17 protein-coding genes are annotated in these 18,273 nt (G+C 71.3%); 11 read left to right on the top strand and 6 right to left on the bottom strand.

The annotated features are described in order from the left end of the window. Positions 1-48 precede the first annotated feature (48 nt). Positions 49-1,665, top strand: coding sequence for a succinic semialdehyde dehydrogenase (locus ACTWJ9_RS12705; RefSeq protein WP_443295729.1), 1,617 nt, complete (start codon positions 49-51; stop codon positions 1,663-1,665). A gap of 141 nt (positions 1,666-1,806) precedes the next feature. Continuing rightward, on the top strand, positions 1,807-3,612 hold the full coding sequence (locus ACTWJ9_RS12700) for a GMC oxidoreductase (protein ID WP_387035923.1): 1,806 nt from the start codon (positions 1,807-1,809) through the stop codon (positions 3,610-3,612). Between the two features lie 94 nt (positions 3,613-3,706). On the opposite strand, the gene ACTWJ9_RS12695 is transcribed toward ACTWJ9_RS12700, so the two are convergent. Continuing rightward, positions 3,707-4,750 carry an LPXTG cell wall anchor domain-containing protein gene (locus ACTWJ9_RS12695; RefSeq protein ID WP_443295728.1) on the bottom strand — a complete coding sequence of 348 codons (1,044 nt, stop codon included), beginning with the start codon at positions 4,748-4,750 and terminating at the stop codon, positions 3,707-3,709. 310 nt (positions 4,751-5,060) lie between these two features. Here ACTWJ9_RS12695 and ACTWJ9_RS12690 point away from each other — a divergent pair, with 310 nt between their 5' ends. Continuing rightward, complete coding sequence (locus tag ACTWJ9_RS12690; protein WP_443295727.1) at positions 5,061-6,248, top strand: hypothetical protein; 1,188 nt, start codon at positions 5,061-5,063, stop codon at positions 6,246-6,248. Positions 6,249-6,582: 334 nt separating this feature from the next. Here the strand turns inward: ACTWJ9_RS12690 and ACTWJ9_RS12685 are convergent, their stop codons facing one another. Continuing rightward, positions 6,583-6,912 (bottom strand): chorismate mutase, encoded by a 330-nt coding sequence (locus tag ACTWJ9_RS12685; protein ID WP_279334375.1) that lies wholly within the window; start codon positions 6,910-6,912, stop codon positions 6,583-6,585. Between the two features lie 351 nt (positions 6,913-7,263). On the opposite strand from ACTWJ9_RS12685, the gene guaA reads away from it, so the two are divergent. Beyond that, complete coding sequence (gene guaA / locus ACTWJ9_RS12680; protein ID WP_279334374.1) at positions 7,264-8,844, top strand: glutamine-hydrolyzing GMP synthase; 1,581 nt, start codon at positions 7,264-7,266, stop codon at positions 8,842-8,844. A gap of 63 nt (positions 8,845-8,907) precedes the next feature. Here the strand turns inward: guaA and ACTWJ9_RS12675 are convergent, their stop codons facing one another. Next, positions 8,908-9,396, bottom strand: a complete 489-nt coding sequence (locus tag ACTWJ9_RS12675; protein ID WP_279334373.1) for a pyridoxamine 5'-phosphate oxidase family protein — start codon at positions 9,394-9,396, stop codon at positions 8,908-8,910. A gap of 275 nt (positions 9,397-9,671) precedes the next feature. Here ACTWJ9_RS12675 and ACTWJ9_RS12670 point away from each other — a divergent pair, with 275 nt between their 5' ends. Beyond that, positions 9,672-10,964: a hypothetical protein gene (locus ACTWJ9_RS12670; protein ID WP_387035868.1), complete on the top strand. Its 1,293-nt coding sequence runs from the start codon at positions 9,672-9,674 to the stop codon at positions 10,962-10,964. A gap of 142 nt (positions 10,965-11,106) precedes the next feature. Further along, positions 11,107-11,637: a DoxX family protein gene (locus ACTWJ9_RS12665; RefSeq protein WP_387035871.1), complete on the top strand. Its 531-nt coding sequence runs from the start codon at positions 11,107-11,109 to the stop codon at positions 11,635-11,637. A gap of 44 nt (positions 11,638-11,681) precedes the next feature. On the opposite strand, the gene ACTWJ9_RS12660 is transcribed toward ACTWJ9_RS12665, so the two are convergent. Beyond that, positions 11,682-11,915 carry a hypothetical protein gene (locus ACTWJ9_RS12660; protein ID WP_279334370.1) on the bottom strand — a complete coding sequence of 78 codons (234 nt, stop codon included), beginning with the start codon at positions 11,913-11,915 and terminating at the stop codon, positions 11,682-11,684. Beyond that, entirely contained in the window at positions 11,902-13,284 is a 1,383-nt protein-coding gene (locus ACTWJ9_RS12655) for a PspC domain-containing protein (RefSeq protein WP_387035875.1), read from the bottom strand. Before ACTWJ9_RS12655 ends, ACTWJ9_RS12660 begins: the two co-directional genes overlap by 14 nt. A 177-nt stretch (positions 13,285-13,461) precedes the next feature. Between ACTWJ9_RS12655 and ACTWJ9_RS12650 the strand changes: the two genes are divergently transcribed. The 5 genes from ACTWJ9_RS12650 to ACTWJ9_RS12630 all read left to right on the top strand — a co-directional run bounded on the left by ACTWJ9_RS12650 (position 13,462) and on the right by ACTWJ9_RS12630 (position 17,229). After that, on the top strand, positions 13,462-14,754 hold the full coding sequence (locus tag ACTWJ9_RS12650) for an ATP-binding protein (RefSeq protein WP_279334368.1): 1,293 nt from the start codon (positions 13,462-13,464) through the stop codon (positions 14,752-14,754). Next, positions 14,751-15,473 (top strand): response regulator transcription factor, encoded by a 723-nt coding sequence (locus ACTWJ9_RS12645; RefSeq protein ID WP_279334367.1) that lies wholly within the window; start codon positions 14,751-14,753, stop codon positions 15,471-15,473. The genes ACTWJ9_RS12650 and ACTWJ9_RS12645 overlap by 4 nt, the downstream gene beginning before the upstream one ends. Before the next feature lie 516 nt (positions 15,474-15,989). Next, positions 15,990-16,538 carry a GNAT family N-acetyltransferase gene (locus tag ACTWJ9_RS12640; RefSeq protein WP_279334366.1) on the top strand — a complete coding sequence of 183 codons (549 nt, stop codon included), beginning with the start codon at positions 15,990-15,992 and terminating at the stop codon, positions 16,536-16,538. Between the two features lie 40 nt (positions 16,539-16,578). Then, the gene (locus tag ACTWJ9_RS12635) at positions 16,579-16,806 is read left to right on the top strand and encodes a DUF397 domain-containing protein (protein WP_279334365.1); all 228 of its coding nucleotides are present in this window, start codon (positions 16,579-16,581) and stop codon (positions 16,804-16,806) included. A 69-nt stretch (positions 16,807-16,875) separates the two neighbouring features. Next, a complete protein-coding gene (locus tag ACTWJ9_RS12630; RefSeq protein ID WP_279334364.1) occupies positions 16,876-17,229 on the top strand; it encodes a hypothetical protein in 354 nt (117 codons plus the stop codon). Here the strand turns inward: ACTWJ9_RS12630 and ACTWJ9_RS12625 are convergent. Continuing rightward, on the bottom strand, positions 17,207-18,220 hold the full coding sequence (locus ACTWJ9_RS12625) for a tellurite resistance/C4-dicarboxylate transporter family protein (protein ID WP_443295726.1): 1,014 nt from the start codon (positions 18,218-18,220) through the stop codon (positions 17,207-17,209). The genes ACTWJ9_RS12630 and ACTWJ9_RS12625 overlap by 23 nt on opposite strands. Positions 18,221-18,273: the final 53 nt, after the last annotated feature.

Below are 18,273 nucleotides of genomic sequence, written 5' to 3'. Positions count from 1 at the left end.
GTTACCGGCGGGTACACAAAGTGTCCGCGTGGGCATACCCTGCCGCTCATGACGGACGTGCAGACCAGCCGGGACACCACCGGTACCAACCCCCTCGCCCCCGCCCCGGCGGGCGCCCGCACCGCGGTCGACGTGGTCACTCCCGAACTGGTCGCCCAGCTCACCAAGGGAGTCGCCGGTTCCGGGCGGACCGCCAACCACACGCCCTTCACCGGCGAGAAGCTGGCGGACCTCCCCGAGTCGACCCCCGAGGACGTGGAGCGGGCCTTCGCGGCGGCCCGCACCGCCCAGGCCGTGTGGGCGCAGATCCCGGTACGGCGGCGCGCCGCCGTCCTGCTCCGGTTCCACGACCTGGTGCTGGAGCGCCAGGCCGAGGTGCTCGACCTGATCCAGCTGGAGACCGGCAAGGCCCGCCTGCACGCCCACGAGGAGGTCCAGGCCGTCGCCATCGCCGCCCGCCACTACGGCCGCCGGGCCGCCGCGTATCTGCGGCCCAAGCGCCACGCGGGCGCCATGCCGGCCCTCACGAAGGTCACCGAACTGCGCCACCCGCGCGGTGTCGTCGGCCAGATCGCGCCCTGGAACTACCCGCTGGAGCTGTCCGTCGGCGACGCGCTCCCGGCGTTCGTCGCGGGCAACGCGGTCGTGATGAAGCCCGACACGGAGACCTGCCTCACCGCGCTCTGGGCCCGTGACCTGCTGGTCGAGGCCGGGCTGCCCGCCGACGTCTTCCAGGTCGTGCTCGGCGAGGGGCCGGTCGTCGGTCCGGAGGTCGTCCGGCACGCCGACTACGTCTCCTTCACCGGCTCCACCCGCACCGGCCGTGAGGTCGCCCGGAGCGCCGCCGCCCGCCTGGTCGGCGTCTCCCTCGAACTCGGCGGCAAGAACGCCATGCTGGTCCTGGAGGACGCCGACCTGGACAAGGCCGCCGCCGGTGCCGTCCGCGCCTGCTTCTCCTCCGCGGGCCAGCTCTGCATCTCCATCGAGCGGCTGTACGTCCACGAGTCGGTCGCCGACGCCTTCCTGGAGCGCTTCGCCGCCCGGACCCGCGCGATCCGCCTCGGCACCTCCCTGAGCTACGGCGCCGACATGGGCTCCCTGGTCGGCGAACGCCAACTGGAGGCCGTCACCCGGCACGTGGCGGACGCCGTCGGCAAGGGCGCGAAGGTGATCGCGGGCGGTACGGCCCGTCCGGACGTCGGGCCGTACTTCTACGAGCCGACCATCCTCGACGGCGTCGAGGAGTCCATGACCGTCTGCGCGGAGGAGACCTTCGGCCCGGTCGTCTCGCTCTACCGCTTCGGCTCCGACGACGAGGCCGTCGAACGCGCCAACTCCACCCCGTACGGCCTGAACGCCTCGGTCTGGACGAAGGACGCCCGGCGCGGCCGCGCGGTGGCCTCCCGGCTGCGCACCGGCACGGTCAACATCAACGAGGGGTACGCGCCCGCCTACGGCAGCGCCCAGTCGCCGATGGGCGGCATGAAGGACTCCGGCCTCGGCCGCCGGCACGGCTCCGAGGGCATCCTCAAGTACACGGAGGCCCAGACCGTCGCGCACCAGCGGCTGTTGCCGATGGCCCCCTCCCTCGGCCTGGACGACGAGCGGTACGCGGAGTTGATGAGCCGGAGCCTGCGCCTGATGAAGGCATTCCGTTTCCGCTAGCCCGCCCCGCCCGGGCCGAGCCGGCACCGTGGCTTTCGACGAGGAGAGCACGTGTCACAGGAGAACTCCGCCCAGGACCGGAACGACGAACGCGAGGACGAAACGCTGCACGACACGGCGCACGACGCCGTGTCCGACACCGTGTCCGACACCGCGTACGACTACGACGTCCTCGTCGTCGGATCGGGCTTCGGCGGTTCCGTCACGGCCCTGCGCCTGACCGAGAAGGGCTACCGCGTCGGCGTACTGGAAGCGGGCCGCCGCTTCACCCGCGACTCCCTGCCGAAGAACTCCTGGGACCTGCGGAACTACCTGTGGGCCCCCAGGCTCGGCATGTACGGCATCCAGCGCATCCATCTGCTGGGCAACGTCATGGTCCTGGCCGGCGCGGGCGTCGGCGGCGGCTCCCTCAACTACGCCAACACCCTCTACGTACCGCCCGGGCCCTTCTTCGACGACCCGCAGTGGCGCGACATCACCGACTGGCAGGACGAGCTGAGGCCGTACTACGACCAGGCGCGGCGCATGCTGGGCGTACGGCTCAACCCGACGACGACCCCGTCCGACGTGCACCTGAAGGCGGCGGCCGAGCGGATGGGAGTGGGCGACACCTTCCACATGGCCCCGGTCGGCGTCTTCTTCGGTGACGGCGAGGACGCCGACGGCACGGTGAAGGCGAAGCCGGGGCGGGAGGCGGCCGACCCGTACTTCGGCGGGGCGGGGCCCTCGCGCCGGGCCTGCACCGAATGCGGCGAGTGCATGACCGGTTGCCGGCACGGCGCGAAGAACACCCTCAACGAGAACTACCTCCACCTCGCCGAGAAGGCGGGCGCGGTCGTCCACCCCATGACGACGGCCGTGGCGGTGACGGAGGACTCACAGGGCGGATTCGCCGTCGCCACGCTCCCCACCGACAACCGCCGCAAGGGCGGCGGGCGGACCTTCCGGGCCCGCCGCGTCGTGCTGGCCGCCGGCACCTACGGCACCCAGACACTGCTGCACCGGATGAAGGCCAACGGTCAGCTCCCGCACCTCTCGGACCGGCTGGGCGAGCTGACCCGCACCAACTCCGAGGCGCTGGTCGGGGCGCAGACCGACGACCGCCGCTATCGCAAGGCGACGGGGGCACCCAAGGTCGACTTCACCCGCGGTGTGGCCATCACCTCGTCGATCCACCCCGACGAGAACACCCATATCGAACCGGTCCGTTACGGTCGCGGCTCCAACTCGATGGGCGGCCTGTCGATCCTCCAGGTCCCGTACGCGGGCGGGGGTCCGGGCGCGGCCAGGGTGCTGGGCTGGCTGGGCAACGCGGCGAGGCACCCCTGGCTGATGATGCGTTCGCTCTCCAACCGGCGCTGGTCGGAGCGGACCATCATCGGCCTGGTGATGCAGTCGTTGGACAACTCCCTGACGACGTACCTGAAACCGTCCGGGGCGGGCCGCGGGCTGCTCACCGCCCGGCAGGGCCACGGCGCCGCCAACCCCAAGCAGATCAAGGCGGCCACGGAGGGGGCGTCAGCCCTGGCGGCCGAGATCAACGGGTTCGCCGGTTCCAACATCGGCGAGCTGTCGGGCATGCCGCTCACCGCCCACTTCCTGGGCGGCTGCCCCATCGGCGCCACCCGGGACACCGGCGTGGTCGACCCGTACCACCGCCTCTACGGCCACCCCGGCATCTCGGTCGTGGACGGGGCGGCGGTCTCGGCGAACCTGGGCGTGAACCCGTCCCTGACGATCACGGCACAGGCCGAGCGGGCCATGTCGTACTGGCCCAACAAGGGCGAACCCGACCCCCGTCCGCGGCAGGGGGCGGCCTACGAACGGCTCCGGCCGGTCGAGCCGAAGGCGCCGGCGGTCCCGGCGGACGCGTTCGGCGCGCTGAGGCTGCCGTTCCTGGGGATGCCGACGGTGCCGCCGAAGAAGCAGCCGCCGACAGCCGGGTGAGCCGAGAAAGGAAAGAGGACCTGCGCCCCCCTCCGAGCGCAGGTCCTCTTCCCTATGTCTGCGGCGTGTTCACGCCACCTTGCTCACGGTGTGCTTACGCGACCGCGCCGGCCTTGCGGCGACGCACCACGAACACCGCACCCGCACCGGCCGCGACGGCGGCACCGCCGAGGAGGCCGATCATCGGAAGCGCGGAGCCGGCACCGGTCTCGGCCAGGCTGCCGGTGACCTTCGGGGTGTCGGCGGCCGGCTTCTTGTCCGTGACGGGGGCCTTGCCGCCCACCTGCGGCTTGGTGCCGTCCGTGTCCGTACCGGCGGACACGATCTGGAACTTGTACGACACCTCGCCGTAGCCGGTGCACTCGCCGTCGCTGTCGCCGTAGATCGTCGCGCCGAGCGAGAAGCCGGCGCCGACCGGGGCGGAGGCCTTCACATTGATCCGCATCGGGATGTTGACCTGGTAGCCGGCTTCGAGCTCGGTGCTGTAGCCGATGTAACCGACCGCGTAGCCGCCGTCGTTGAGGTCGGCCCAGATCTCGTCCTCCGGGTCCCAGACCTGGAGCTGGACGTGCTTGCTCCGGAACATGTCCTCCCCGTACTTGTCGGGGGAGGCCCCGGCGAAGTAGTCGAGGTCCTCGAGGGTGGAGTCGGAGTTGTTCACCACGTCCAGCGAGAACTTGTGCCAGCCGCTGCCCACCGCGATCTTGCCGGGCAGGCCGGAGAAGCCGACGTCGACCTTGGTGTCCTCGCATATGGACGGCTCGGGGTCCGGAGTCTCGGACTCCTCCGGCTCCGTCTCGCTGGGCTCGGGCTCGGGCTCGTCGGTCTCGGTCTCGCCGGGCTCGGGCTCGTCGGTCTCGCCGGGCTCGGGCTCGTCGGTCTCCTCGGGCTTGGGCTCGTCGGTCTCCTCGGGCTTGGGCTCGCCGGGGTTGTCCGTGTCGTCGGTCGCCTCGGGGGCGGTCGTCTCGGGAGCCGGGTCGTCCGTCTTCGTCGGCTCGGTCTCTCCGGGAGTCGACTCGGAGGCGATCGGCGACGGGGTCGTCTCGTCGGTGGCGTACGCGGCCGGAGCCGCGAGGAGCGCAGCCGGGGCGATCACTGCTGTTGCGGCCGCAACAGCCATGGCGCGGCGGAGCTTCATGAAGACCTCGGGAAGTCAGGTGTACCGCCGGTTGCGGTACGCGTCAGGGGGAGGCCTCCGCGGTGGGGCGCGGGGTGTGGCCCGTGGTTCTGATGGTTTGATCACCGAACCCTGTAAATGGTTGTCCTGGCTCTGACAGAAATTTTATGTGAGGTGGATCACTCCTGTGGAGTGATCGGCGGGGGCGTACGCTCACCCCTCGATCCGCGTTGACGGAATCCGCCCCCCTTGACAGAAAGCGCGTCACCCCGTGCCCGAGAAGTCGTCCGAAGAACCCACAAGACCGGGGTCCTCCAACCCGCCTGGCGATGTGTGGGAAAAATTCTTCGAGGACGGTGAGCGCGACATCCGCGCCACCGCCCCGAAGGAACCGTCCGCGCGGGCACGGATGGTGACCGAGCGGCTGCGCGCCATGGACGAGGCACAGGCCAGGTCGAACGGCGCCGGTGGGAAGCGTCGTTGGGGCCGGAGCAAGCCCGCCGCCCCGCCCGCTCGGCCCGAGGGGTGGCGCACCGGGCCCGCCTGGCAGGAGATGGACGGCCGGGCCACGCGCCGGCGCACGGGCTGGAGCGTCGTCGGCGTGCTGGTGGCCGTGGCGGTGGCCGTGGTCGCCGTCAACCCGTCCGGTGCGCTCTCCTGGCTGCCCGGCGGCCTCGGTGCAGGTTCGGACACGTCGGACGGGGCGGAGGGGGCGGACGGCGCCTCCGCCGCACCGCTGGCCCCCGAGACCGCCCGCCCCACGAGCGCCCCCTCCAAGGCCCTTCCCGTCATGCCCACCCGGGAGCGGCCGTTCGCCGGCTCTCCGGCCGTGCGGTGGGAGTCGGGAGCGGAGGCGATCCGGTTGCCGGAGGGGAAGGCGAAGGCCGTCAACGGCGTCTCCGCAGCTTCCGTCGAGGCGGCTCTGGAAGGGGCGAGGGATTTCCTGATCGCCTCGAACCTCGACCATGAGGTGATCATGGGGGCCGAGCCGAAGAAGGCGCTGGCCCTCCTCGACCCGTTGATGAAGGACTACCTCGCCGAGCTGCGCGCCGGGCTGCGTAAGCCCACGGTGCAGAACGACCCGGTGTGGATGTTCACCCGGTTCGATCCCGCCGAGGTCGAACTGGTGGACGATGTGAGGGTTCGCGGCCGTCTGACGGTCGAGCCCGTGCGCGGAACCGCCGGGAGGGCCGTGGTCAAGGGGGACTACACCTTCGTGTACGCGGTCGTCCGCCCCGGTGGCGGCGAGGTGGCTCGGGTGATCGTGCGTCGGGTGATCGAGGCGGAGGCGGTGGATCCCACCAGGTTCCAGGCGACCGACGGACACATCTGGCTCGCCGACAGCAACAGCGAGATCGGCAACGACGACTGCCGCGAGGGCGACGGAGTGATCCGCCCGCAGTTCCTCGCCGACCTGGAAGACGGCCCCATGCCGACGGGGGAGGCGCGGGATCCGTACGACCGGAGCCGGGGCCTGGACGAGGTCGCCGAGGAATGCGGTGTCGTGACCCGCACCTGACACCACGTCCCGCACGGGCGTCGGCCGCAGGAGGGGGACAGCCGATCGGCTCCGGGCGTCCCCGGAGCCGACCGTTCTCTTGGGTGACCGGGCTGCTGTCCCCTGCCGTCCGGTCACCTGTCCGGAACGAGGTCCCACGACGCACGGCATGATCCGCACGTCTCATCGCTCCGGCGAGCCACGCGTGGTTCTTTCGAGCCCGCCCCTGGCTGACACGGACACCCGTACCAACGGCGCGACCACGGCTCCGGTCACGCGCCGGACGGGTGAGGAGGGATGCGTACGTGTGTGCCCGGAACGCGGATTCAATGCCCGGCCCCGGTGTCCGGTCGCTTCAGATCTTGCCGCGGCTCAGCTCCAGCAGGGTCATCGCGAGCGTGGTGCCCGGCTTGCCCAGGGCCTCCCTGTAGTGGCTGAGGATCTCCATCTCGCGGGAGAGACTCACACGCCGTCCGCCGGAGGTGATCCGTTCCCGCTGGATGACGGCCGACACGGCCATCCGTTCCTGGACCAGACCGATGATCCGGTCGTCCAGGGCGTCGATCCGCTCGCGGGCACCGGTGATCACATCGGCGGCCTCGGCGGTGCGGGCGCCGGTTTTCTCGGCGGTCGTGCCGTCTGCGGCCGTGATGTCGGCGGTGGTGATGTCGGTGGGGGTGGTCATGGCGGGGCTCCTCGCTGGATGTGTGGGGTGCCCCGGATCGACCGGGTCCGAAAACGCCAGGCGCCCCGGACCTTGTCGGCCCGGGGCGCCTGGGAAGTCGCTTGTCAGTTGCTCAAGCAGCACGACCATGGCAGCCGGTGGGCCGGTTGCCATAGGTAAAGGAGAAAGCCGAGAAGGCCGTGTGCGTGAGCATGGTTCCAGTATGCCGCGCTCGCCCCGGCCGTCCAACACGGGTGGTCGCATGGTGAGACGGGCCCCTGCCGTGCGCGGCTGCGGGAGCCCGGGGAGGGCCGCATGCCCACCGGCTAGAATCGGAAGACACCAGACCCGCCCACCGCCGGAAGGCACCTCGTGTCATCAGCGACTTCCGCTGCCAACGCGCCCGACACCGTCCTGGTCGTCGACTTCGGCGCGCAGTACGCCCAGCTCATCGCCCGTCGCGTCCGCGAGGCGCGGGTCTACAGCGAGATCGTGCCGAGCACCATGCCGGTCGCGGAGATCCTCGCCAAGAACCCGGCGGCGATCATTCTCTCCGGCGGCCCCTCGTCGGTGTACGAGGAGGGCGCCCCCACCGTCGATCGCGCGCTCTTCGAGGCCGGCGTCCCGGTCTTCGGCATGTGCTACGGCTTCCAGCTCATGGCGCGGACCCTGGGCGGCCAGGTGGACAACACCGGTGCGCGTGAGTACGGCCGTACGGACCTGCACGTCTCCAAGTCGTCCTCCACTCTCTTCGAGGGCACCCCGGACGAGCAGGCCGTGTGGATGTCGCACGGCGACGCCTGCTCCGCCGCCCCCGAGGGCTTCGCGGTCACGGCCTCCACGGACGTCGTCCCGGTCGCCGCCTTCGAGAACGACGAGAAGAAGCTCTACGGCGTCCAGTACCACCCCGAGGTGATGCACTCCACGCACGGGCAGCAGGTGCTGGAGCACTTCCTGTACCGGGGCGCGGGCCTGAGCCCGAGCTGGACCACCGGCAGCGTCATCGAGGATCAGGTCGCCGTCATCCGCGAGCAGGTCGGTGACCGGCGCGCCATCTGCGGTCTGTCCGGCGGGGTGGACTCCGCCGTCGCCGCGGCCCTCGTCCAGAAGGCCATCGGTGCGCAGCTGACCTGCGTGTACGTCGACCACGGCCTGATGCGCAAGGGTGAGACCGAGCAGGTCGAGAAGGACTTCGTCGCCGCGACCGGCGTGCAGCTGAAGGTCGTGGACGCGTCGGAGCGGTTCCTGGCCGCGCTCAAGGGTGTCTCGGACCCCGAGGAGAAGCGGAAGATCATCGGCCGCGAGTTCATCCGGGTCTTCGAGCAGGCCCAGGCCGAGATCGTCGCCGACGCGGGCCCGGCCGTGGAGTTCCTGGTCCAGGGCACCCTCTACCCGGACGTCGTGGAGTCCGGCGGGGGCACCGGCACCGCCAACATCAAGTCCCACCACAACGTGGGCGGCCTGCCCGAGGACCTCGAGTTCAAGCTGATCGAGCCGCTGCGCCAGCTGTTCAAGGACGAGGTCCGGATGGTCGGCCAGGAACTCGGCCTGCCCGAGGAGATCGTCCAGCGGCAGCCGTTCCCCGGCCCGGGACTCGGCATCCGCATCGTCGGCGAGGTGACCAGGGAGCGGCTCGACCTGCTGCGCGAGGCCGACGCCATCGCCCGCGAGGAGCTCACCGCGGCCGGACTCGACCGGGACATCTGGCAGTGCCCCGTGGTGCTGCTCGCGGACGTCCGCAGCGTCGGTGTCCAGGGCGACGGCCGCACCTACGGCCACCCCGTCGTCCTGCGCCCGGTGTCCTCCGAGGACGCGATGACCGCCGACTGGTCGCGGCTGCCGTACGACGTCCTCGGCAAGATCTCGACCCGCATCACCAACGAGGTGCGGGACGTCAACCGCGTCGTCCTCGACGTGACCTCCAAGCCGCCGGGGACCATCGAGTGGGAGTAGTCCCCGTTCGGGTGGCCCCTGTTCGGGTGGTCCCTGTCGGGGTGGTCCCCGTTCGGAGGGGGCTCACGTCCGTTTGAGCGTGCGCACCGGCTCACCGGGCTTCCAGACCTGGAGGACGAGATACGTCTCGTCCTCCACGTAGGTCCGTACGACCTCCGTCAACTCGGTGCGGAAGAGGTGGAACGGCTCCGGCGGTTCCACCTCTTCGGCGTACTCGCTCCTGGTGTCCGCGTCGTCGACCTCGAACGCGCGCCCGCTGATCCGGACGTCCCCGCCGCCCATGCCCGTGCCCGCCCCCGGGTTCGCCTGGAGCGCGAAGCGCGGGTCGCGGCGCAGGTCGAGTGCCTTGAGCGAGTCCGGCATCATGCCGAGCCACAGCTCACCGTTCAGGAAGCGCACCTCCAGGCCGGTGGTGCGCGGCGACCCGTCCTTGCGCAGGGTCGCGAGGACGTGGTGGGTGTGCGCGCCGAAGCGCTCCTCCACGGTCTTCGCGAGCTCGGGTTCGGCGGAGGTGAAGGCGTCCCAGTTCGTGTTCACGGGGTTCGTGTCCATGGGCCGAGTGTGGCGCGGATAGCGGACACCGTGTGTCGGGTATCCGCGGTGTCCTCCGGATGGAGCAGCAGGCGGCGTACGGCGGTCGGTCACGGCCGGCCACGGGGGATTTCACGGCCGGGTCAACATGACGCCTCGAACTTCATCCACTGACCGGACCTGCCGGGTGGGGAGGGTCGGACGTAGGGCACAATTCGCATTCGTTGCCGGGGAGTTGCGTGCACCGATGGTGATCTTCAACGTGTGCGCGGACATGGGAAAGGCGGGCTTCGGGCGTGGCGGTGCAGGAGGCGGACCCTACCGGGACGAGGTATGGCGCGGACGTGGGCGCCCACGAGGGCGGCTGTGCCTGCGGGGACTGTCCGCACGGGGTGCGTGAGGGGCACCGGCGCGCGGTCGCCGCGTTCCTGCTGAAGCGGGAGGAGTTCGCGGCGGGGCAGGGGCTGCCCGCGGCGGTCGCCCACTCGGCGTCCGCCTCCCGCCAGTGGGTCTCGGAGGAACTGGCACAGGCCGCGGAGCTCGTGGCCGAGCGCGGCCGGGCCGAGGGTGCGGCCTGGCTGACGCGCCTGTGGCGTCGGACGGCGGTCGTGGTGTGGGCGGCGGTCGTACTGCTGCTTCTGGGCCAGGCGTTCACGGCGATCGGCTCGGGCTGGAGCGCCGCGCGCACGGCCGGGTTGCTGGCCGCGCTGGTGGTGGCCGGCGCGCTGACCGCCGCTTCGTGGTTCCACCGGGCGCGGGGCGGGGTGCTGGCGCCGGTGATCGGGGAGGACAACCGTCTTTCCACGTCCCGCGCGGTGGCGGCCTCCTGGGTGCTGCTCCTGGCGTACGCGGTGCTGGTCCTGGCGGGGCAACTGGCGGTCGCCTCCGAGCACCGGGAACGCGACGCGCTGATCGCGGGGCTGGAACTGGCTCGCGGTGCGGGCGTGGTGACCGTACTCGCCGTGGTGTGCGGGATCGCCGTGGTGGTGCGGCGGGTGGTCGGACTGCGGGTGCAGGGGCAGCGGCTGCAGAAGGTGCGCGCGGACCGGCCCCGGGCGGCCGATCTGCTGACCGACGACGCGGGACGGGGCTGCTTCGCCGACATCCAGTACGTCGTGATCAGCGCCGTCGCGCTGGCGTTCGCGGCGGTACGACTGGCGCGGCGGCCGGACCAGCTGCCCGATCTGCCGTGGGGGCTCGCGGTGGTCGTGCTGGTGTCGGCGGCGACCTATCTCGCGGGCAAGTACGCGGAGGGTGGCCGGCCGGTCATCCTGTCGGTGGTGCGGGCACGGGAGGCCGGGGACCTGGACGCGCCGATCCGGACCGGCGACGACATCGAGATCCGGGGCACCGGCTTCGTTCCGATGGGCGCGCAGGGAGCCGACCGGCTGGCCCGGATGGTGGTCCGGGTGGGAGCGGTGCACGTCCATGTGCCGCTGGTGCCGGTGAAGGGCGGTTTCGACAACCCGACGGACGCCCTGCTGACCGTTCCGGTCCCGGTGGAGGTGGAACCGGGGCGGGTGGAGGTACAGGTCGTCACGGCAGCCGGGGTGGAGACGAACCGGTACGCGATCGACGTGACGGACTAGCCGGACCGGTGGGCGCGGCCGAGCGGGCGAGGTGACGTTCCGAAAAATCGGGGCGGTAATGGATTGATCCGGCCTTGGTTGTCGTACATATGGTCTGTCGAGGAGGTCTCGGTACGGCGGCGGCGAGAGGTGACAGACGGCGATGATTCACGGTATGCGCACGGATGCGTACAGCCCTCACTTCGATGGCGGCAGGAACTGGCGGGACACCGCCACGCGGTACGCACTCCTCCCTCTGCGGATCTTCCTGGGCGTCACCTTCATCTATGCCGGACTGGACAAACTCACCGACAGCGCGTTCATGAAGGACGCCGGGGCCGGGTCGATCGGCGACATGATGCGTGCCGTCCGCGACTCCTCGGCCATTCCCGCGCTGGTCGACATGTCTCTGCAGAATCCCGTCGCCTTCGGTTACGCCATCGCCTTCGGCGAGTTGGCCGTCGGTATCGGCACCCTCATCGGTCTGCTCGCCCGGCCGGCCGCCCTCGGCGGTGCGCTGATCTCCCTCAGCCTGTGGCTGACGGTGAGCTGGGCCGCCGAACCGTACTACTACGGAAACGACCTCCCCTATCTCATGGGCTGGATTCCGCTGGTGCTGGCAGGTGCACCCCTGCTCTCCGTGGACGCCGCCCTCCGGGGGCGCCGCCGACGGCGGGTGAGCGACTACCGGTAGGGCCGCCCCCACCCGCGGGCCGGCCCGGCCGCCGGCCGCCTTCGTCAGGTCGGTGACTTCGCGTGGCTCTCCCGGTCGCCGGACCGTCTGTTCCGGCGTATCAGGCCCGTCACGCTGCCCACCGCTGCGGCCAGGCACAGGCCGCCCGCGACGACGGGGAACACGGCGAACCACGGGGTGTCCCAGGCGCCGCCCGCGTCTCCGGCGTAGAGCACGCCGGCGAGAGTGAGGAAGGCGCCGGCGACCAGCCTGCCGGGCTGGAACTCATGACGTAGCACGGCTCACCTCCGCCTGTCCGGCGCCGACCTGGAGGTCCAGCTCGAGTGTGCCCACCTTCTTGACGCCCGCGGGCGGAGCCAGGGTGGCCTCCTTGCGCTTGTCGGGTGCCACGTCCACGTCCTTCCGCAGGTCGCCCGGCAACTGGATGTCGCCCAGTCCGACCTGGACGTTCAGCCGCACGGTCACGTTCTCGGGCACGATCACGTGGATGCGGCCCAGGCCGACGTCGGCCCGTGTCGACACGGTCTGCCCCTCGGCCACCCGCACCTTGGACAGATCGAGGGTGCCGCTCCCCGTGCCCAGGTTGTACACCGGGCGTATCTGTGCGACCGAGGCGGGCTCCCAGCTGGTGCGCATCCACTCGGTGCCGATGTCCTTGGGCACGGCCGTGGAGGCGGCCAGCAGTCCCGCGGTGATGACCGCCAGGATGATCGACCCCGCCCCGGTACGGCCCAGGAACGCGCTGACCGCCACACCGAGGCCGAAGACGGCGAGCGCACACGCGAGACCGGTCTGCAGGCTGGTGCCGAGCGGATGCTCCTGCCATGTCAGGCCCGTGCCCAGACCGGCCGCGAGCAGGGCGAGCAGGAAGACCCAGCCGCCGATCCCACGGGGCCCTCGCGGCTTGGCCGGCCGGGGGTGCGGGGGACGCGCGGCGCCGTGGCCGGAGCCGTGGGGGTCGAGGCGGACGTCGACCACTGCGGCGATGTCCAGGTCGCGGGAGTTCCCCGGGCCCCACAGATAGCCCGTACCGCCGATGTGCGTGCCGTCCTTGACGATGGGATCGCGCCACCAGGAGGAGTAGGCGGCGGGAACCGGCGGCGCCTGGGGCTCCGGCGGAGCGTCGGCGGCGGCCTGGGCGGCGAGGGGGTCGGGGCTGGGGGTACCGCGCTGCCGGGACCAGTACCCGGCACCGGCGAGCAGCAGGGAGAGCATCACGGCGAAGCTCAGCACCCCGCCGTTGTTCAGCATGGTGAGGAAGGCGCCGCAGCCGACCAGCGCGAAAAGGATCGCCGCCAGGGTGTGGCCGCCGACCCGGCCGGTCAGCAGCCTGCGGATCTCGTTCTCCTCCTCGCCCTCGTACGGCACGATGAGCCAGGCGAAGCCGTAGAAGATGAGGCCGACGCCGCCGGTGGCGGAGAGCACCGCCAGCGTGATGCGGAAGATCACCGGGTCCATGTCGCACTGCCGGCCGAGCCCGGAGCACACGCCACCGATCATCTGGTGACGGCGGTCGCGCCGGAAATGGTGCGGAGGCTCGGGCACGCCCGCCTCACCGGGCGGCTGCGGGGCTCCGCCGGAAGCGGCCTCTCCGACCGCGCCGGAGCCGGACCCCGGGCCCGGCGCGGCGTGCTGGTGATCTGTCATGGCTCCATGGTGACGGGCGAGCCGCCGCGACGGCAGTCGGGACGACCCTGGCCGGACCCTGATATCGGCCCTGAGGGGTGCCCGGGGGCCGCGCGAGGACCCGGAACCGGAGATCAGGGGAGTCTCCGGGACCGACCCTGATGCCCCGGAACCGGGGACCGTGTGACCATCATTGACATGTCGGAAGCCGCAGCAGCGCCACTCGTCGAGCCGCGGCCGCCGCGCAAGCTCTACCGCAGCGGTGATGGACGCTGGCTCGGTGGTGTGGCGCGGGGGCTCGCCGGACACCTCGGGCTGCCCGTGATCTGGGTACGGCTCGTGTTCGTCGGCCTGTTCATGGCCGACGGACTCGGCGCGCTGCTGTACGCCGCGTTCTGGTTCTTCGTACCGCTCGGCGTCGGCGGGGTGGACGCGCAGAAGCCGCCCCCGCTGGTCGGGACCGAGACCTCGCCGGACGGCCGGCGCAGACTCGTCACCCGCAGACCGGACAAGGGCCAGATCGTCGCCCTGCTCCTCATGGTCGTCGTGGCCATGGGCTTCGTCGGCAGTGTGGACACGTCCAACGGCGCCAAGGCCTACCTTTGGCCGACCGTGCTGGTCGGCGCGGGCGTCGCCCTGGTCTGGCGGCAGGCCGACAACGCACGCCGGGCCCGCTGGGTCGAGGTCGGCAGCCGCCGCCGTACGGTCACCCTGCTGCGGGGCGGCGCCGGCGTCCTGCTGGTCACGGCGGGCGTGTCGGGCATCTTCGTCCTGCGGGGCTCCGGTACGCACCTCGCGTCGGTGCTCCAGGCGGCCCTCGCGGTCCTCGTCGGGATCACCCTCCTCGCCGGCCCCTACCTCGTGCGCATGACCCAGGACCTCTCCGAGGAACGGCTGATGCGCATCCGCGCCCAGGAGCGCGCCGAGGTCGCCGCCCACGTCCACGACTCGGTGCTGCACACCCTCACCCTGATCCAGCGCAACGCCGAGAGCCCGGGGGAGGTGCGCCGCCTCGCCCGCGCCCAGGAGCGCGACCTGCGCACCTGGCTCTACAAGCCCGAGGGCACCGGCAAGGACGAGGAGGAGGAGCCCACCACCCTCGCCGACGCCGTGCGGCGCAACGCCGCCGAGGTGGAGGACAAGCACGGCGTCCCCATCGAGGTCGTCGTCGTCGGCGACTGCCCGCTGGACGAGAAGACCGGCCCGCAGATGCAGGCCGCACGCGAAGCCATGGTGAACGCGGCCAAGTACGGTGGCGAGGGGGGTGCCGTACAGGTCTACGCCGAAGTCGAGGGAAGGACGGTCTTCGTGTCCGTCCGGGACCGCGGCCCAGGCTTCGACCTCGACTCGATACCCGCCGACCGTATGGGTGTCAGAGAATCGATCATCGGCCGCATGGAGCGCAACGGCGGCACGGCGCGGCTGCGCGCGGTGCCGGACGGCGGCACGGAGGTCGAGCTGGAGATGGAGAGGGCGGAGAACACGACATGAGCGAGCCCACCGAGCCGACCGGGACGAACGGAACGGCGGGACCGGCCGACGGCGCCGGACGCCATGTGCGTGTCGTCCTCGTCGACGACCACCGCATGTTCCGCACGGGCGTCCAGGCCGAGATCGGACAGACCGACCAGACCGGCGTGGAGGTGATCGGCGAGGCCGCCGACGTCGACCAGGCGGTCACGGTCATCACCGCGACCCGGCCCGAGGTCGTCCTCCTTGACGTGCACCTGCCCGGTGGGGGAGGCGTGGAAGTGCTCCGTCGCTGCGCGCCGCTGATGGGTGACACCGAGCAGCCGGTCCGCTTCCTCGCGCTCTCGGTCTCGGACGCGGCGGACGACGTGATCGGCGTGATCCGGGGCGGTGCCCGCGGATACGTGACCAAGACGATCACCGGGACCGACCTGATCGACTCGATCTTCCGGGTCCAGGAGGGCGACGCCGTCTTCTCCCCCCGCCTGGCCGGCTTCGTCCTCGACGCCTTCGCCTCGACCGACGCCCCGCCGGTCGACGAGGACCTCGACCGCCTCACCCAGCGCGAACGCGAAGTGCTGCGGCTGATCGCCCGCGGCTATGCGTACAAGGAGATCGCCAAGCAGCTCTTCATCTCCGTGAAGACGGTCGAGTCCCACGTCTCGGCGGTCCTGCGCAAACTCCAGCTCTCCAACCGCCACGAACTCACCCGCTGGGCGACGGCCCGGCGCCTGGTCTGACCGCCCGGTAGGCACCCACGCGACCACTCCAGGTCCGGTGACGCCGGTCCTGGAGTGCGCGGCGCCGAAGGGTGGGCGGTCGGGATACGGTCCGCACATGGGTGAGGGTCGGCACTTCGGCTGCCGTGTCGACAGCCGTCGCCGACTTCGCCCGCGGTGCGACTCCTGAGGCGCACTGGCCCGTTCCGCACGGGGCCGGTCGTTTGCGACAGCCCGTGGGGGACATGGCCTCGGCGTGTGCGGTGTCGGAACGGGCAATCGTGCCCCGGGCGTGGCACACCGTCTGACAAAAGTGTGAGCACTTCGGCTGCAACTGTCCTCATGCCGCTCGTTTGAGCGTTCACCTGACACTTTCCTGCCGACTGCTCACGCTTTTCAGCAGGGTGTCCGTCTTCGGCCCCGCAGCGTCGGGACCGCGAAGATCCTTACGTCATCCAGTGGCATATGTAGAGGGGGTGCAAACCGGCTGGCTACTTTGAGGCTCCTGCCCGGTGGGCGTGGGATAGGTTGCCCGCCATGGCCGAGCTCGGACCCGTCGCCTGGCCGCCTGCCCCGATCAGGACCGAGCGGCTCGTGCTCCGCGAGTCCGAGGCCCGGGACCGTGCGGCGTTCATCGAACTGTTCGCTTCGCCGGAGGTGCGCACCTACCTCGGCGGTCCTCGACCGCGTGAGGAGCTCGAGCGCGCGGTGCCTGAGAGACCGGGGCGGCGCCCCGGTCTCTTCGTGATCGAGCTCGACGGGGCGGTGATCGGCACGGTCACGCTCGACCGGCGCGACGCGGAGCGTCCGGGACACCTCCGTCCGGATGCCGGGGAGGCCGAACTCGGCTACCTGTTCCTGCCGGAGGCATGGGGACGTGGGTACGCCGCCGAGGCGTGCGCGGCGGCACTCGACTGGTTCGCCGACGCGCTTCCCGGCGAGCCGGTGGTGCTCTGCACCCAGACCGCCAACGACCGTTCGATGCGCCTCGCGGCGAAGCTGGGGTTCACCGAGGTGGAGCGGTTCGAGGAGTTCGGCGCCGAGCAGTGGTTCGGCGTGCGGTCCCCGGTCACGCCGTCCGGTTGAACTCGTACCCGACAACGCGTCGGAGGGGAAGCGTACGGGGATGGGCAATGCCGGCCGCGCTGTTCAGCCAGGTTGGAAATGCCTCAGTCAGGGCGGTGCCTGCCTCGAAGTTGCCCCCTCCCCCCACACCATCCACGTCCGGGACTCGAAGCTCGGCCCCCGGAGCCCACGGTTCGCCGTTGCCGGAGGTGCCTGGGCCGCCTTCGTCGCGTATGCGCGTACCGGAAGCCTGAGCTTCGAGGGGCGGGGGCTTTACGTCAGGGCGTAGCCCCACGGCCGTAGCCGTCGTATCGGGCCGGTGTCGGGTGTGGGGTGGGGGGTGGTTAGGCTCCGGCTCATGGACGTACTCATCCACATATTTGTCGGACTGCACATCATCGGTATCGCGTCGCTGCTCGGTGGGTTCCTCACCCAGATGAAGGCCATGGGGCAGGGGACCGCCCGCTTCGTGCCCGCGATGCTGCACGGCGCGCTGACGATGCTGGTCACCGGTATCGCTCTGGTCGGGCTCAACGAGGCGCAGAGCTATTCCGTCGACCACATCAAGATCGGCGTCAAGCTGGCCCTGCTGATCGTGATCCTCGGCCTGGTCTATGTGAAGCGGGACGACGAGAAGGTGGACAAGGGCCTGTTCGGGCTGGTCGGACTGCTGACCACGGCGAACATCTTCATCGCCGTGCTCTGGACCTGACAAAGGCCGATCGTGGACCGGACGTGATCGCGGCCCGCGCGGAGGCCACCGCGCCGACGGCGACCGCCAGCCACACGGCCACCGAGACCCACAGCAGCACACGCCCCAGGCCGTCGAGCCATGGGACACCGAGGGCGGCGGACGCGGAGAGCGTCGCCGCCGCCGTCATGCCGACGGGGAACACGGTCGCCCAGCGCCGTGTGTCGTAGGCCGGCCGCGGCCGGACGGCCTCGGCGGTCAGCAGTACCGCGTACCAGGCCAGGTCGAGCACCAGCAGGACGAGGGTCGTCAGGCGCAGGACACCGAGGTCGTCGTCGTTCCACAGATACAGCCGGGAGCTGTCGGCGGTGAGCAGCCCGGCCCCGGCGAGCGACGAGATGGAGATGGCGCCGCCCGCGACCCAGTGGTCCCCGGCCCCCTCGAGCACCTGCCGCGGGTCGAAGCGGAACAGGGCGAGCCCGTAGAGCACCAGCCCGGACCAGAACAGCACCAGCGCCACCCGCGCGAGCCAGGCCGTCGACTCGGCGCCGGCGAGCGTGGCGCTCAGGACGGCGAGCCCCTGCGTGGCCACACAGGCCAGGAACACGGAGCCGGGCATGCGCGGACGCCAGCGTCGTACGACGAGGACGAGCAGCACCGGCCAGAGCACGGTGGCCAGCGCGAGCAGCGCCCCGGCCAGGGCGTCGTGGCCGAGCGCGGACATCCGCGTGCCGAGTACGGCCGTCGCGGCGACCGCGGTGAGCGAACTCGGGCTCTCCGCCTCCGAGACCCACCGCTCCCGTTCCCGCAGCAACCGCAGGACGAACTCCGCCGCCAGTCCCAGCCAGGCGGCGCAGGCGACCACGAGGAAGACCAGGGAGAGGACCTCCCACCCCGCCAGCTGCAGGGCCACGGACACGACGCCCGTCGCCATCACGGCGGAACCGGCCGCCGGGGAACGCTGCGCCCACCAGGCGTGGAAGGAGGAGGGTGAGGGGGTGGAGGCGGGCATGGGGCGATGTTAGAAGAACCCGTCGCGTACGAGGGCGCGCCAGGCCGCGGGTC

This window comes from Streptomyces sp. GDS52, from assembly GCF_052246875.1.
In the GTDB taxonomy this organism is placed as follows: Bacteria; Actinomycetota; Actinomycetes; order Streptomycetales; family Streptomycetaceae; genus Streptomyces; species Streptomyces cathayae.
Note: the sequence above shows the minus strand (reverse complement) of the source record. Positions and strands in the feature narration are given on the sequence as shown.

Excerpts from the sequence above, each read along its gene's own strand:
- ACTWJ9_RS12705 (WP_443295729.1), top strand. The coding sequence starts at position 49 with ATGACGGACGTGCAGACCAGCCGGGACACCACCGGTACCAACCCCCTC.
- ACTWJ9_RS12635 (WP_279334365.1), top strand. The coding sequence starts at position 16,579 with ATGGGCAATGCCGGCCGCGCTGTTCAGCCAGGTTGGAAATGCCTCAGT.
- ACTWJ9_RS12650 (WP_279334368.1), top strand. The coding sequence starts at position 13,462 with ATGTCGGAAGCCGCAGCAGCGCCACTCGTCGAGCCGCGGCCGCCGCGC.
- ACTWJ9_RS12645 (WP_279334367.1), top strand. The coding sequence starts at position 14,751 with ATGAGCGAGCCCACCGAGCCGACCGGGACGAACGGAACGGCGGGACCG.
- ACTWJ9_RS12675 (WP_279334373.1), bottom strand. The coding sequence starts at position 9,396 with ATGGACACGAACCCCGTGAACACGAACTGGGACGCCTTCACCTCCGCC.
- ACTWJ9_RS12665 (WP_387035871.1), top strand. The coding sequence starts at position 11,107 with ATGATTCACGGTATGCGCACGGATGCGTACAGCCCTCACTTCGATGGC.
- ACTWJ9_RS12655 (WP_387035875.1), bottom strand. The coding sequence starts at position 13,284 with ATGACAGATCACCAGCACGCCGCGCCGGGCCCGGGGTCCGGCTCCGGC.
- ACTWJ9_RS12640 (WP_279334366.1), top strand. The coding sequence starts at position 15,990 with ATGGCCGAGCTCGGACCCGTCGCCTGGCCGCCTGCCCCGATCAGGACC.
- ACTWJ9_RS12630 (WP_279334364.1), top strand. The coding sequence starts at position 16,876 with ATGGACGTACTCATCCACATATTTGTCGGACTGCACATCATCGGTATC.
- ACTWJ9_RS12685 (WP_279334375.1), bottom strand. The coding sequence starts at position 6,912 with ATGACCACCCCCACCGACATCACCACCGCCGACATCACGGCCGCAGAC.
- ACTWJ9_RS12625 (WP_443295726.1), bottom strand. The coding sequence starts at position 18,220 with ATGCCCGCCTCCACCCCCTCACCCTCCTCCTTCCACGCCTGGTGGGCG.
- ACTWJ9_RS12695 (WP_443295728.1), bottom strand. The coding sequence starts at position 4,750 with ATGAAGCTCCGCCGCGCCATGGCTGTTGCGGCCGCAACAGCAGTGATC.